The 14,809-nt window shown below is 56.8% G+C and carries 10 protein-coding genes and 3 pseudogenes; 9 read left to right on the top strand and 4 right to left on the bottom strand.

Annotated elements, in window-relative coordinates; translation table 11 throughout:
• From FB009_RS31690 to FB009_RS31675, 4 genes and pseudogenes are all read left to right on the top strand, one after another.
• Positions 1-192 (top strand): annotated as a pseudogene (locus FB009_RS31690) (hypothetical protein); the annotation flags it as partial.
• A gap of 83 nt (positions 193-275) precedes the next feature.
• Entirely contained in the window at positions 276-1,379 is a 1,104-nt protein-coding gene (gene nolF / locus FB009_RS31685) for a nodulation protein NolF (RefSeq protein ID WP_011970885.1), read from the top strand.
• Positions 1,380-1,382: 3 nt separating this feature from the next.
• Positions 1,383-4,580: a nodulation protein NolG gene (nolG, locus tag FB009_RS31680; protein WP_011970886.1), complete on the top strand. Its 3,198-nt coding sequence runs from the start codon at positions 1,383-1,385 to the stop codon at positions 4,578-4,580.
• 6 nt (positions 4,581-4,586) lie between these two features.
• Positions 4,587-5,043, top strand: a pseudogene (locus FB009_RS31675) (MaoC family dehydratase).
• A gap of 87 nt (positions 5,044-5,130) precedes the next feature.
• Here FB009_RS31675 and nifN read toward each other — a convergent pair.
• Positions 5,131-6,456, bottom strand: a complete 1,326-nt coding sequence (gene nifN, locus FB009_RS31670) for a nitrogenase iron-molybdenum cofactor biosynthesis protein NifN (RefSeq protein ID WP_011970887.1) — start codon at positions 6,454-6,456, stop codon at positions 5,131-5,133.
• A gap of 1,019 nt (positions 6,457-7,475) precedes the next feature.
• The gene (gene nodD1, locus FB009_RS31660) at positions 7,476-8,402 is read right to left on the bottom strand and encodes a transcriptional regulator NodD1 (protein ID WP_024312567.1); all 927 of its coding nucleotides are present in this window, start codon (positions 8,400-8,402) and stop codon (positions 7,476-7,478) included.
• Between the two features lie 263 nt (positions 8,403-8,665).
• Between nodD1 and nodA the strand changes: the two genes are divergently transcribed.
• From nodA to FB009_RS31635, 5 genes are read left to right on the top strand one after another with little or no spacing between them, the layout of a single operon-like run.
• Entirely contained in the window at positions 8,666-9,256 is a 591-nt protein-coding gene (gene nodA / locus FB009_RS31655) for a nodulation N-acyltransferase NodA (RefSeq protein ID WP_011970890.1), read from the top strand.
• Positions 9,253-9,906 (top strand): chitooligosaccharide deacetylase NodB, encoded by a 654-nt coding sequence (gene nodB, locus FB009_RS31650; RefSeq protein ID WP_011970891.1) that lies wholly within the window; start codon positions 9,253-9,255, stop codon positions 9,904-9,906. Before nodA ends, nodB begins: the two co-directional genes overlap by 4 nt.
• 14 nt (positions 9,907-9,920) lie before the next feature.
• Positions 9,921-11,201 carry a chitooligosaccharide synthase NodC gene (nodC, locus tag FB009_RS31645; RefSeq protein ID WP_011970892.1) on the top strand — a complete coding sequence of 427 codons (1,281 nt, stop codon included), beginning with the start codon at positions 9,921-9,923 and terminating at the stop codon, positions 11,199-11,201.
• 7 nt (positions 11,202-11,208) lie between these two features.
• Positions 11,209-12,276, top strand: a complete 1,068-nt coding sequence (gene nodI, locus FB009_RS31640) for a nodulation factor ABC transporter ATP-binding protein NodI (RefSeq protein WP_018210178.1) — start codon at positions 11,209-11,211, stop codon at positions 12,274-12,276.
• A gap of 3 nt (positions 12,277-12,279) precedes the next feature.
• Entirely contained in the window at positions 12,280-13,068 is a 789-nt protein-coding gene (locus tag FB009_RS31635; RefSeq protein ID WP_011970894.1) for an ABC transporter permease, read from the top strand.
• A gap of 580 nt (positions 13,069-13,648) precedes the next feature.
• Here FB009_RS31635 and FB009_RS31630 read toward each other — a convergent pair.
• Together FB009_RS31630 and FB009_RS31625 are read right to left on the bottom strand one after the other, a co-directional pair.
• Positions 13,649-14,400, bottom strand: a pseudogene (locus FB009_RS31630) (IS66 family transposase zinc-finger binding domain-containing protein); the annotation flags it as partial.
• Between the two features lie 248 nt (positions 14,401-14,648).
• Positions 14,649-14,809 (bottom strand): adenylyl-sulfate kinase (locus FB009_RS31625; protein ID WP_145158292.1); only part of this gene is annotated, 161 nt, incomplete at its 5' end.

The raw sequence follows: 14,809 nt of genomic DNA, 5'->3' as shown, positions 1-14,809 counted from the left end.
ACCGACGAGAGAGGAGCAGCCGCCTCGAAACTCGACACGATGCACACGATCGTGCTGCCGTTCGTCGACGAGATCATCGCACCGATGATCTTCTCATTGCCGCTCCAGCTTCTCGCCTATCATACGGCCGTCTCCATGGGGACCGACGTGGACCAGCCGCGCAACCTTGCGAAATCGGTAACGGTCGAATGATGGCCCCATTTTCATAGTTGGCAACGTTCCTCCGTCGTAAAGCACCACACCTCGTATTAAGCAAACGTCGAATAGAGCTCCAGATGACGATATCTGCTCAGTGCAATCTCCAGAAACTGGCGTTCGCCACAAGCTTGGCCGTGACCATCGTTCTTTCGCAAGGTCGGGCAATTGGGCAGGTTAAACACGGTAGCCCGATCGAGCTTGCCAAAGCCGACGTAAGCACCGCCGTCCGGCAAGACATGGCAAACGACGTTCGTATAGTCGGCTCTCTCACGCCCATTCGACGTTCTACACTGACCTCACGCGTATCCTCGACGATCATTGAGCTACCTGTTCAGATCGGGGACGTGGTCAATGCCGGCGATCTCCTCGTCCGTTTCGAAAGGGGAGCTCTCGAATCGGCGGTGACGGGGCGAAAAGCAGAGGCGGATGCCCTTCGCGCGCAGACCGACCTCGCCGAGGCAGTGCTTGAGCGAAACACGCGACTTAGTGAACGACGCGCGGCATCGGAGGCCACGAGGCTTGCTGCGCTGGCGGATGTGCTTGATCTTCGCGCGCAGCTAAGATCGAAACAGGCCGAGGTTTCGGATGCCGAACGATCGCTCTCCCATGCAGAAGTGCGAGCCGAGTTCGGTGGCGTTATTGCTGCGCGTTCGGTTGAAGAGGGCCAGACAGTTCCGCTGAATACCCAACTGATGACTATTGTCGAGCTCAATCGGCTGGAAGTTGACGCCGGTGTACCCACAAGCCGGATCCCGCTCATTCGCCTCAAGCAGCCCGTAGAGCTGACGGTAGAGGGCTTTCCGGGCCGGACGTTTTCCGGAGAGGTCGCTCGTATCTCGCCCACCGCCGAAGCCGGATCCCGTGCTGTGCGAGTGTTCATCGCCGTCGACAACGAGGAAGGCCTGTTGAGAGGCGGAATGTTCACCATCGGCGATCTAAGAGTAGACGACCAGAAGGATGTCATCGCACTACCGGCGGCTTCAATCCGACACGACGCAGATGGTTTTTTCGTTCTCAAGGTGAAAGCGGGCGTTTTGCAAAGGCGACCTGTCGGGCTCGGCAGGAGTTGGAGCGACCGTGATCTTGTGCAGGTGTCGGGAGTGAGCGAGGGCGATGTTATCGTAACCGCCCCATTGCCCGATCTCGTCGCCAATACGCCCGTGATCATCGAAGGCATCTGAGGGATGTTCCTCACACGTATCAGCATCAACCATCCGGTCTTCGCTACCATGATGATGGTGATGATCCTTGTCCTTGGTCTGTTTTCATATGGTCGACTCGGTGTCGATCACTACCCCGAGACCGACCTGCCAGTCGTAGTGGTCGCGACCACCTACACCGGAGCATCGCCCGAATCGGTCGAAAGCGAGATCTCACGGCCGATTGAGGCGGCGCTCAACACTATCGGCGGAATCGACACCATCACCTCGGAATCCTACGAAGGGCGTTCGATCGTCGTGGTGCAGTTCGAAGTCGATGTCGATTCACAAGACGCGGCACAGGAGGTGCGCGACAGGGTTGCGCGTCTTGAAACTAAGTTTCCCGACGCAGTGGCGACCCCTCAGGTCACGCGATACAAGCCCGAAGGCCAGGCAATCCTCTCTGTTGCAGTGTCCTCGACGAGCCGGACGCTGCCCGAAATCACCACGCTTGCCACTCGCGTGATCAACAATCGCCTGAGCGTTATATCGGGCGTCGGCCAAGTTTCACTGATTGGCAGCAGCGAGCGGCAAGTTCTCGTTGTTGTGGACCCTGATCGTCTCGGGGCCTACGGCCTCGCTGTCGCCACCGTCATCGAAGCAATCCGAGGCGAAAACCAGGATCGGGCGGCGGGAACGCTTACATCCGGCATCAATCAGCGAATCGTAACGGTCGAGGGACGCATTGCGAATACTTCAGCCTTCAACCGCATCATCGTCGCTCAAAGAAATGGCTATCCCGTCTACCTTTCGGAAGTGGCAACCATTCTCGACACAGGCGCCGAAGTTACCAGCCTTGCAAACTACCAAGGCCAGACGACTCTCGGTTTGCACATCGTCAAGGTCCAAGGCGCCAACACGGTCGAGGTTGCGTCCGCAGTTCGCAGGGAAGTTTCCGCGCTGAACGCAGAACTGACAAAGGACAACGTCCAACTCACCATCACACGTGACAACTCCCGCCCCATTGCTTCCCAGGTTTCCCAAGTACAGCGAACGCTGGTCGAAGGAGGTGTTCTGTCAGTGCTGATCGTGTTCATATTTTTGAACTCCTGGCGATCCACGGTTATCACCGGCCTTACCCTCCCCATTTCAGTTATTGGCACATTCGCGGCAATTTACGCTCTCGGCTTCACGCTGAACATCATGACTCTTATGGCACTCTCCTTGTCCATCGGCATTCTGATTGACGATGCGATAGTCGTACGTGAAAACATCACTCGCCATCTACAGATGGGCAAGGATCCTGTAAGGGCGGCCCTGGATGGTACCAACGAGATTGGCCTTGCAGTGCTGTCGACAACACTGTGCATCGTCGCTGTGTTTCTGCCGGTTGCCTTCATGGGCGGGCTGATCGGTCGCTTTTTCCTTCAGTTTGGCGTTACCGTAGCCGTGGCCGTGTTCATTTCGCTCTTTGTGTCCTTTACTCTTGATCCGATGCTGTCGAGCATTTGGCGCGATCCCCAATCTCAAAAAACTGCCAAGCGAGGCTTCTTCGGGCAACTGATTGAGCGGTTCGATCAATGGTTCGAGGGACTTGCAAGCCGCTATCGGTCGGTTATCTACTTCACATTCGACTACCGGAAAACGACAATTGCTATTGTCCTAGGCATGTTTGTCGTCAGCCTGCTGCTTGTTCCGCGCATCGGAACTGAGTTTTTGCCGCCACCCGACCAGGGAGAAGTGAGCATATCGCTGGAAGCCAACGAAGGCGCTTCCCTCGATTACATGGCCGCGAAAGTCGGTCAGATCGAACGAGCACTGCGAGAATTCAATTATGTCTCCTCGACGTATTCCACTATCAATTCCGGGGAAATGCGTGGCTTCAACAAGGCCCTGGTGGCCGTGCAACTTGTGCACAGCAGTCAAAGGAGGCTGAAGACGGCGGAAACCCTCGGTCCTATCCGCCGGCGGCTTTCCAGGATCGCCGGCCTCGAAATCTCAGTTGGACAGCGTTCGGAAGTGGTCGGATCGATAAAGCCGTTACAATTGTCGATCCTCGGGGATGGTGACGAGGAGCTGCGACGGATCTCCGATCAAATCACCTCGGTGCTTGCGGCCATTCCGGGCGCTACGGAGATCGAATCTTCAATCGAAAAGCTTCGACCAACGCTGGCTGTTCGGGTGCGCCGCGAGGCGGCGAGCGATCTCGGCGTCTCGATCGCAACGATAGGCGATACACTCAGGTCACTAGTGGCGGGTGATGCAATATCTGTATGGAACAGCCCTGACGGAGAATCCCACGATGTCGTGGTGCGCCTCCCCGCCGCCGGCCGAGAGAACGCCGCACAGCTCCGTAATCTTCCAATCGCCACCGCTCGTATGGACGACAATGGCAAGCCGATAATGGTCTTACTCGATCAGGTAGCCGATGTCGTCGAGAGCACCGCGCCTGCTCAGATCACCCGCAAGGATCTGTCCCGGGACATTCGCATATCCAGCAACATTGAAGGAAGGACGTTGGGCGACGTTGTGGCCGATCTGAAGGCCGCGATGACAAAGATGGATATCCCAGTGGGGTTTCGAATTTCATTCGGCGGCGATGCGGAGAACCTGACCGAGAGCACCGCCTATGCACTCCAGTCGCTGGCGATGGCCGTCATCTTCATCTACATTATCTTGGCTTCTCAGTTCGGCTCCTTCATCCAGCCAATCGCCATCATCATGACAATGCCGCTATCCTTGATGGGTGTCCTGCTTGGCCTTCTGTTTACGGGCTCCACACTCAATATGTTCTCGATGATCGGCATCCTGATGCTGATCGGTTTGGTGACAAAGAACGCGATCCTTCTGGTCGACTACTCCAATCTAGGCGTTCGCGAAGGCAAAAGCCTGCGTCAGAGCCTTGCAGATGCCGGAGCGGTAAGACTCCGGCCGATCGTGATGACGACCCTCGCCATGATTTTCGGTATGCTCCCAACAGCCCTAGGCTTGGGCGAAGGCGGCGCGCAGCGCGCCCCAATGGCCCATGCAATCATCGGCGGGTTGATATCCTCCACCCTCCTCAGTTTGGTCTTTGTGCCTGTCGTGCTGACTTATCTTGATGCCTTCGCCCGGCGCGTAAGGCGCTGGGTGCCTTCTCCTACTGGATCGAATGCTTCGGCTCAGCACGACGGGTCCGATAAGACTAAAACTCCTGCTTGCGCTCTCACAAGCCAGGATCAGTCAGGGACAACAATCATGTGAGGTCGCGTGCATGAGATTTCCCTTTCGGACGTGTCGAGCTTGGTTGGGCAGGAACTCGGCACATCCAAATGGATCACCATTGATCAGGCGATGATCAACCTCTTCGCCGATGCGACCCATGACCATCAATTCATCCACGTAGATCCGAACCGCGAAGCGGCAGCACGATCGCTCATAAATTCTTGACACTGGCGCTTCTGTCGGTGATGAACTTCAGCGGTATGCCGAAGGTTCGCGAGCAAACCATGGGCATCAATTGCGGCTTCGACCGCGTCCGCTTCATCTCACCGGTCAGGACCGGCAGTCGTGTGCGTGGTCGCTTCGTGCTTTCGGATTGCCGCTTTCGGGGCGCCAGTATGCTAATGACAGTCTGCAACGTGACGGCGTGACGGTTGAGATCGAGAACGAGAATAAACCTGCACTCACTGCCAATTGGATCGCCAACCGGCCAAAAGCCGGTTGAGTGTCGCTGGCAGCTTGATGAAGGTGCATGCATCCCGATGTTCTGGATGCACCCGCCATCGGAGCGCGTATACTCCTAGGAAACAGATCACGTTCCCCGGTGCGTCGGCGCAAGGGAATGGGATTGGAAGATGTTGGAAACTTCGAAGATCAAGTCGCGCGTTCCGTGATACAGAATTGTGAGCTTGTGCTGACTGCCCAGTTGGTCGAAGACAGGAAAACCGACGCGCATTAGCGGAGTGCCGAGACGTGCTGAAGCGTGCTGGCCGTGCGAATGCGTGACGAGAAGATCAGCATGGGTGGCAAGACTTTCCAAGTCGCCGAGGTCGCCGACCTGAATTACTTCCACCGGTACTTTGTGAAGGATTTTCGACGCACCTTTCGTGGTAACGGCTGCCACAATCTCGGCACCCAGGCAAATGAAGAACGTAGCGAGTTGATAGAGCTGGTCCGGCTCGGCTGCGATCGCAATCTTCTTGCCAGCCGAGTGGAAATGTCCGTCCAGCAGGGCATCCTGCAGCTGTGCGCGGCGCCGGCGGACTTTCGCGGGCGCGGGCCGACCGGAAATAGAGGAAAGTAGCGAGACAAACCGGTCGACCGCATTTAATCCTGTCAGCGACTGAAACAGCACGTAAGGAACTCCGGTCAGCGTCTTCATCTCCTCTGCTGGACCGCGCATATGCTCACCAATGGCTATGCACTGCGCTGCTGTGCCAAGCTCGCGTATCTCCTCGACGCTGATGCCGCCGTATGTCGTCGGCACCCAGCGGCCATCGGGCACTATACCATCAAGCGAGCCAGAGAGGTCCGGCAGGATGATCGGCTTGAGCCCGAAGCTTTCTACTATATCGCGCAACTGCTCGATGTCAGCTATAGTGAGGTTCCACCCAGGGAGAATTGCTATAGTTCTCGACTGCCGCTCCTGCTCGCCGATTCGTGTAATCGCTTTGATCATTGCTGTGACAGCCTTGGCCCAACCCTCCTCCATAGCGCCGTCAAAATCCGGTGTATTGGCCAGCACGACGTCGGTACCTGTGAGTTCTTCCGCGCGCTCCAGCTTGATACTGGCGAGATCACCCACCAGATCTTCGCCACGAGTTTCCACCAGCGCCGTGGTGCATATACCGATCAGCTTTGGCTTTGCGCGAATTTTGAGATTGAGGATCGCCTGCTCCAAATGACCCGCCCCGCCGAGGACTATTGCCACGTCGTCCATCGCGGTGGTTTGCAAGGGAATCGCTTCCTTGAAGTGCCTAACGAGAAGCACCAGTGCAAAGCTGGTGCAACCTTGACTGCCATGGAATAGCGGTATCGCACCATCGACACCAAGAAAGGCCAAGGCGCCACCCAGCGGCTGCGACGATTTCAGGGGGTTGATCGTTGCCCATTTAGTCTGAGAAAGGATGCGGACCATCAGCTTTCTTCGGTCTCACGACCTTCATGATCTGCCTGATGGCCTAACTCTGGGTTAGCGCCGATTTCGTGACCGTCATGCCAACGACGTTCGTGCCGATCTACATCTAGGCCGACCAGAACTTTGCGCCGTCGGTGATGAGAAGGGTTGGCTTGCCGTTTAGAAGCGGTCGCTTCGCCTCGCTTCTGATCCACACCGTTGCATTTCCTATCGAGAGCGTTACCTCGGTGAGAACCCTTGGGTCGGCACGCAGTGAGGCGGTGTGTACTTTGGGAGAAGAACTCCCCGAAGCGTCTTCTCCCGCAAAATGCGGTCTCACCCAAACGTGACATGTTTTTTAGTCCCTGGTTGATACGCTGACTACGACATGCATCGGCAGTTGTCGCCGTTTTATGACCGGGAATCTCAAAACTCGTGCCAATTCTGTTTACTTCAGCTAAAGACCACTTTGTTGTTTGTTTCAGCTACTTATCCTCAGACGAGCTAAAGAGCTTAGCCAATCACCTCTGTCGCGGACCTGACAAACCCTACACGGGTTAGGGTTCCCCGACCCATTGCGGCCAACGATTCCGGGAATGCCGCGAAGATGGAGTTTGCGGGTGGTCTGCTGATTCGAAGTTCCTCTCTTCAGTGTCGTTGCGTCTGTAGTTCACTGAGGCTCTACAAGCTCAAAGAGAGTACTTCATGCGCTGACGAGTGGACGAGTGTGACATGGATTCAGTTGCGTTGAGACGAATGCCGATAAACAAAGTGCCTGAAGGAAGCGGCGGGGCGTCGCCACGACCCGAAAAGGCGGCTGGCTGAACAGGTTCATGATCCGAAGGGTGCGGCTGCTGTTAGGAGCAGGACGTAAGGCAATCAGTACGCGAGTGGGGAGCGCAAGAGTATACCCAAAGGCGCTATCAAGAGCGGCGGGTATGTCGCACCAATATGGTCGATTAGACGGTTCGAACCGCAGGAGCTCCGGAGAAAAGCGAGGAGTTCTTGATCAACATGCAAGTTAATGCTCTTGGCAACGTCTAACAGGTGTCCGACTGAGGATCAATGCGCGACGCCTCTTGCAATAGTATCTCCCGCAACCAAATGTTTCCGGGGTCAGTGTTGTGAAGGGCGGGCCACTGGACAGCCTCAGTGAAAAAGAGGGGAGGCAGCGGAGATGTGACAATGCGCAGTGGTACCGTTTGTTCGAAATATTTAACCAAACGCAATGGTATAGTTGCTATGCGGTTAGTACCCGCCAGTAGGCGTGGAATTAAGGTAAAACCTGGCACAACAAGCTCGATACGTCTATTGAAGCCGTGCTCAAGCAATAGCCATTGCTCGACGGAGGGCTTCATTTCTCGTCCGAACTGGGCTGCAACATGCCCCATCGACATATAGGTCTCGAACGAGATGTTCCCCAGTAGCTTCTTGTTGGTGGGGCAGCCGACGCACACGAGTGCCTCGTCGAACAATTTCGCTTTGGGATGCGCGCTCGACATGAACACGTCTGGAAAAATCAGAAAATCAACATCCCCCCGCCGGAGAAGCTCATGGGGATCATCATCGAGAGGGAGCAACTCGAAGCTGACACCGGGGGCCTCGCGAGCCACGCGTTCCACGATCCTCGCAAAGAATACAAGTATCATGAAGTCGGAAAGGATGATTCTGAAACGACGATCCGACTGGGCCGGGTTTAGTGGATCCCAGGCAATGACGGAAAGCTGAATTTGCAGCAGGGCGTCGCGGACCGCGGGGGCGAGCGCCTCAGCACGGGGCGTAGGGACAAGTTCGCGGCCCTGCATCGAAAACAGCTCGTCACCAAAATACGTGCGCAGGCGCGCGATAGCCGCACTCATGGCCGGTTGACTGAGGTTGATCCGGCGTGCGGCGGCCGTGAGCTTGCGCTCGGTCATCAGTGCGTCGAGCGCGACGAGGAGGTTTAGATCTAGGCCCCTAAAACGCATGTGCGGCATCCATATCGCAGATGATCATTATCCAAACAATCAATTTTACCAATCTTGCAGAGTCCTATTAGAGAACCCTGAAGTTAATGAAATCAAGGTGCGGCGCGAGAAAAGTTTCACAAGTACAGGATGGGTCCGAATTTAGAGCCGTCGCCTAAGCCCTCGACCAACGGTCCAGCGCTACGGTGGCCTCCCCGGTGTGACTAGCCGGTACACACCACTCTCGATCGTGCTTTGAAGAAACAACACACTGGAGTTCTTATATGTCCTTAAAAGTGCAGTGGAAACTATGCTGGGAAAATCAGCTGGAACGTGCAGACCACGAGGAGCTTTCAGAGTTTTTCCGAAAATCCTATGGGCCCACAGGAGCGTTCCACGCGAAACCATTCGAGGGTGGCCGCAGTTGGGCCGGCGCGAGACCGGAGCGCCGCGCAATTGCTTATGACTCGGTCGGGATAGCAAGCCACATGGGCGTGTTGCGCCGTTTCATTAAGGTTGGTGAGACTGATCTCCTTGTGGCTGAACTGGGCTTATACGCGGTGCGGCCCGATCTGGAGCGAATGGGCATCGCTCACTCGGTCGGTGCTTTGACTCCAACTTTGCGGGAGCTTGGTGTCCCATTCGCCTTTGGGACAGTTCGGCACGCCATGCGGAACCACGTTGAGAGATATTGCCAGAACGGTATGGCTAGCATTTTGACGGGGGTTCGAGTGCGGTCGAGCATCGCAGAAGTGAATCCCGATCTCCCTTCCACGCGCACCGAGGAGCCACTCGTCGTGATATTCCCGGTTGGACGTCCGTTGAACGAATGGCCTCCAGGTACATTGATTGAACGGAACGGATCGGAGCTATGAAGCACCTCGATTATATACACGAGGTGCCGAGCAACTGCGATTACGGGACCGAAGATCCTAGTATATACCTGACGTTTGACGACGGCCCGAATCCACATTGCACACCGGAAATCCTGGATGTGCTGGCTGAGTACGGCGTACCGGCGACTTTCTTCGTCATCGGCACCTATGCGAAAAGCCAGCCGGAACTCATTCGACGTATCGTCGCGGAAGGTCACGAAGTGGCTAACCACACGATGACCCACCCGGACCTGTCAACATGCGGACCTCACGAAGTCGAACGTGAGATTGTCGAGGCAAGTGAGGCCATTATCGCCGCTTGTCCTCAGGCAGCGGTCCGACACATACGAGCACCTTATGGTGTCTGGAGCGAGGAAGCGCTGACAAGATCGGCGAGCGCTGGGCTGACGGCAATACATTGGTCGGCAGATCCGCGAGATTGGTCTCGGCCAGGCGCCAACGCGATTGTTGATGCAGTGCTGGCATCGGTTCGGCCCGGTGCGATCGTGCTGTTGCACGATGGATGCCCTCCCGACGAAACGGGAGCGCTTACGGGTCTGCGTGACCAAACGCTTATGGCAATTTCCCGTGTGATCCCGGCGCTGCACGAGCGTGGTTTTGCAATTCGCCCACTTCCTCCGCATCACTGAACAGACGAGAACCCATGTACCTGCTTGACACAACCAGCACCGCCGCTATCTCGATCTACGCGCTGCTCTTGACCGCCTACAGGAGCATGCAAGCCCTACATGCTCGGCCGATAGACGGTCCAGCAGTGTCGGCAGAACCGGTCGAGACCCGCCCTCTGCCAGCCGTGGATGTTATCGTCCCCAGCTTCAATGAGGACCCAGGCATCCTCTCGGCGTGCCTTGCGTCCATTGCAGACCAGGATTATCCCGGAGAATTGCGAGTCTATGTCGTTGATGATGGTTCTCGGAACCGCGAGGCCATTGTGCGTGCACGCGCCTTCTATTCGCGCGATCCGAGGTTCAGCTTCATTCTGCTCCCAGAGAACGTCGGAAAGCGGAAAGCGCAGATTGCCGCGATAGGTCAATCCTCTGGGGATTTGGTGCTGAATGTCGACTCGGACAGCACGATCGCTTTCGATGTGGTCTCCAAGCTTGCCTCGAAGATGGGAGATCCAGAGGTCGGTGCGGTTATGGGTCAACTCACGGCTAGCAATTCGGGTGACACTTGGCTGACGAAATTGATCGACATGGAGTATTGGCTTGCCTGCAACGAAGAACGCGCGGCACAGGCTCGCTTCGGTGCTGTTATGTGTTGCTGCGGCCCTTGTGCTATGTACCGTCGGTCGGCGCTCGCTTCGCTGCTTGACCAGTACGAAACGCAACTGTTTCGCGGTAAGCTAAGCGACTTCGGTGAGGACCGCCATCTGACGATCCTCATGTTGAAGGCAGGTTTTCGAACTGAGTATGTTCCAAACGCCATAGTGGCAACCGTCGTCCCGGATACACTGAAACCGTATCTGCGCCAACAACTGCGTTGGGCACGCAGCACGTTCCGTGACACGTTTCTAGTGCTCCCTCTGTTGCGCGGCCTCAACCCTTTTCTCACATTGGACGTGGTCGGGCAGAATATCGGGCCACTGTTGCTCGCTCTGTCGGTCGTGACGGGACTTGCGCATTTCATAATGACCGCCACAGTGCCATGGTGGACGATTTTGATTATTGCGTCCATGACCATTATACGCTGCAGCGTCGTAGCATTGCATGCTCGCCAACTTAGATTTCTTGGCTTCGTTCTGCACACACCCATCAACCTCTTTCTCTTACTTCCGTTGAAAGCTTATGCGTTGTGTACATTGTCCAATAGCGACTGGCTGTCACGCTACTCCGCGCCAGAAGTACCAGTCAGCGGAGGAAAGCAGACTCCAATTCAAGCCTCCGGCCGAGTGACACCTGACTGCACTTGCAGCGGCGAGTGACAGTAGCATGACTGGAAACGGGCGAGTTTTGAGACAGGAAGCGGAAAATCAATTGTCAGATCGTGAGATGGCCCAAGAGGCTCCGCGTCGGCTTGAGCCGAGTCCGTTCGAGTGGAAGGACCAAACAGGTCCAGCCGTGAAGACCGCAATACCCGGCGCCATACCAACCGTGGCAATCGATGTTGCCAGCGTAACAAAGTCCTACGGTGACAAACCTGTAATCAACGGACTGTCGTTCACCGTTGCAGCGGGTGAGTGCTTCGGTCTGTTAGGTCCCAACGGTGCAGGCAAAAGTACGATCACCCGTATGATCCTCGGCATGACGACGCCTGGTACGGGTGAGATCACCGTGCTCGGCGTGCCGGTTCCGTCACGGGCTCGATTGGCACGCATGAGGATTGGCGTAGTTCCGCAGTTCGACAACCTCGACCTGGAATTCACTGTACGCGAAAACCTGTTGGTCTTCGGGCGCTACTTCCGGATGAGCACGCGCGAGATAGAAGCGGTAATCCCATCGCTCCTTGAGTTTGCGCGCCTCGAAAACAAGGCGGATGCGCGTGTTTCGGACCTGTCTGGCGGCATGAAGCGGCGCCTTACACTGGCACGTGCCCTCATCAACGATCCCCAGCTACTGATATTGGACGAGCCTACCACTGGACTTGACCCGCACGCCCGTCACTTGATCTGGGAACGGCTGCGGTCGTTGTTGGCACGCGGAAAGACGATTCTCTTGACCACCCATATTATGGAAGAGGCAGAGCGGTTGTGCGACCGGCTGTGCGTGCTCGAAGCAGGGCGCAAGATCGCCGAAGGCCGACCTCACATGCTAATAGCCGAGAAGATCGGTTGCCAGGTGATAGAGATCTACGGGGGCGATCCACACGAGCTAAGTGCGTTGGTAAGCCCGCACGCCCGCCACATCGAGGTGAGCGGCGAGACCGTCTTCTGTTATGCGTTCGACCCGGAGCAAGTACGAGTCCAACTGGATGGGCGCGCGGGTGTGCGCTTTCTGCAGCGTCCACCAAATCTCGAGGACGTTTTCTTACGGTTGACCGGGCGGGAGCTGAAGGACTGAACCATGTGGAAGCTTTATGTGGCGGCTCTGCCCGCCAACGGGTGGAACTGGATTGCCGTGTGGCGCCGCAATTATCTCGCGTGGAAGAAGGTCGCGCTGGCGTCGATCCTCGGTAACCTGGCCGACCCCTTAATATATCTGTTCGGTCTGGGTGCCGGCTTAGGAATGATGGTCGGGCGCGTTGACGGTGTGTCGTACATTGCATTTTTGTCTGCCGGGATGGTCGCGACAAGCGCAATGACCGCGTCGACTTTCGAAACGATCTACGCGACTTTCGCCCGCATGCGCGCTCAGCGCACCTGGGAAGCGATCCTGCACACACAGGTCACGATCGGCGACATCGTGCTCGGAGAATTGGCGTGGGCAGCTACCAAGGCTTCCCTTGCGGGTACAGGAATTGGTGTCGTCGCCGCTACGCTGGGCTACACGGAATGGGTGTCACTCCTTTATGCACTGCCGGTCATCGCCCTGACGGGCTTAGCGTTTGCGAGTCTAGCCATGATCGTCACGGCGCTTGCACCCAGCTACGAATATTTCATATTTTATCAGACGCTCGTCATCACACCGATGCTGTTCCTGTCCGGCGCTGTCTTTCCAGTCAACCAGCTGCCGAGCGCTTTTCAACATGTCACACGAGTCTTGCCGCTGGCTCATTCGATTGATGTCATCCGTCCGATAATGCTCGGCAGCCCGCTGGTCAACGTGGGTCTACATATCGGGGCTCTTTGCTGCTATGCAGTAGTCCCGTTTTTCTTGTCGACTGCATTGCTCCGCCGACGCCTGATGCCTTAACTGGAAATGCGGCGCCACGTTACCGGGCCATCAATCGGAAACATCGATCGGGCATGGCCGAGGCAAGCCAGCATTGCTCGAATATCTCACGCTTGGAAACAGCGATGAGAAGGCCCTCGCGCCACCGCGATCGTAACCGGCCAAGTGTTACGGCGTTACGGCTGAGATTCGCCTTTACGCGCTCGACGAGTTCTTCGCCATCTGCGAAGCAGTGAAGAAAGTCGATCCAGGCTTAGAACGAACGGCGCGCATTTGAGAGTATGTCGCTAAGCTCATCGATACCATGGCCGGTAGTGCGGTGATTGTCTCATCGGCACTGGTTACGGCACTGATGATACTTCCATTGACCCGATTGTTGGAGTTTCGGACGAACGCCTCGAGGAATTCCAGGTCTTCGCTGAGCATTTCGGCCCCATCGTTGATGGTGAAGACGTAGATGACGGTGGCCAGCAGGCTGACTCAGCCTCGGTGCAGGTAGTGGTCGCGGGGACCAATGCCAAGGAAGGTAGCCATCCGCGCAGGGCGGCGGGATTTTGGGTGCCGCGCGTGGCAGGAGCGCGGCCGTTCCATAACCGACCTAGTCGGCCAGCGTCGAGGTCGAAAGCTCGAGGCCCTCGCATTTGAAACGGATGCTCTGGCGGTTGAGCGGCCTATGCATTCCATACTTGTCGAAGAGGGATCGTCGCGAGCAGATGAGGACCGTTGAGGCCGCGCGGCGTTGCATGGAACGGCGCCGGCGGCTGGCTGATCGCCTCGCAGTCACGGCAGGTAAATTTCTCCCGCACCGTCTCGATCACTTTGAACCGACGCGGAATCTCTTCCAGCGTCTCGGTGACGTCTTCGCCCAGCTTGGAAAGCCGCGATCCGCCGCAGCATGCACAGGTGACTGGGGGATCGATCTCCACGCGCTCGCGCTCGATATCCTCCGGCGACGGCTTTCGGACCGGCCGTTTGCGCGTGAACGAACGTACGCTCGAGGTCTTGGCGGCCGCTTGCGCTGCGACTTCATCCTCCGTCGCCGCCATCACCGGTTCTTCGAGCTGCAATTCCATCTGGTCGATCAGGAGCGCCGTGCGCTCGAATCGCCGGCCGCGCAGCTCGCGCTTCAGGCTTTTCGATCGCCAGCTCCAGACCGGAAATCAAGGCCTCACTGTCCGACAGCATGGACTGCGCATCGGCGGCTTGCGCCACCGCAATGTGCCGCTCGGCGACGACCGTATCGCGCTCGGCAACAACGACATCACGTTCAGCCTGTAACATCTCACGCTGGGAAAGCAGCGCCAGATAGGCGCTCGCAAGGTCCGCAGGAAGATCCACAGGCTTCGAAGTAATTCGATCAGATCCACCCAATATTTTCAATGCAACCGTCGACATCGCGTCGCACGATCACACGGGCGACCATTGGCGCTGACAACCTCCATAAGCCCACTTTGTGCCGTTAAAGAATTTGGTCGGCGCAACAAGCGGAATGGCTAGCTCCGGGGCCATATAGACAGAACATCTAGTTCGACTCACTTCTCAGCAAGGCGGCCCTCCTCGGATGCGTACCGTCCGTCTCTATGTTGGGCGTTGAAGCGGCGTCATTTGCCTTCCATCCTGCGGTCGAGGAATTCCTCGACAGCGAGCGCCAGGTCGGTCGGTTCATGGCCGACGGTGCGGATATGAAGTTCCGGGTTTTCCGGGGTCTCATAAGGCGAGGATACGCCGGTGAAGTTTGCGATCTTGCCTGCGAGAGCTTTCT

This window comes from Sinorhizobium medicae, from assembly GCF_007827695.1.
GTDB classification, from domain to species: Bacteria; Pseudomonadota; Alphaproteobacteria; order Rhizobiales; family Rhizobiaceae; genus Sinorhizobium; species Sinorhizobium medicae.
The sequence above is the reverse complement of the archived record's forward strand: the minus strand, read 5'-3'. Positions and strand labels throughout refer to the sequence as shown.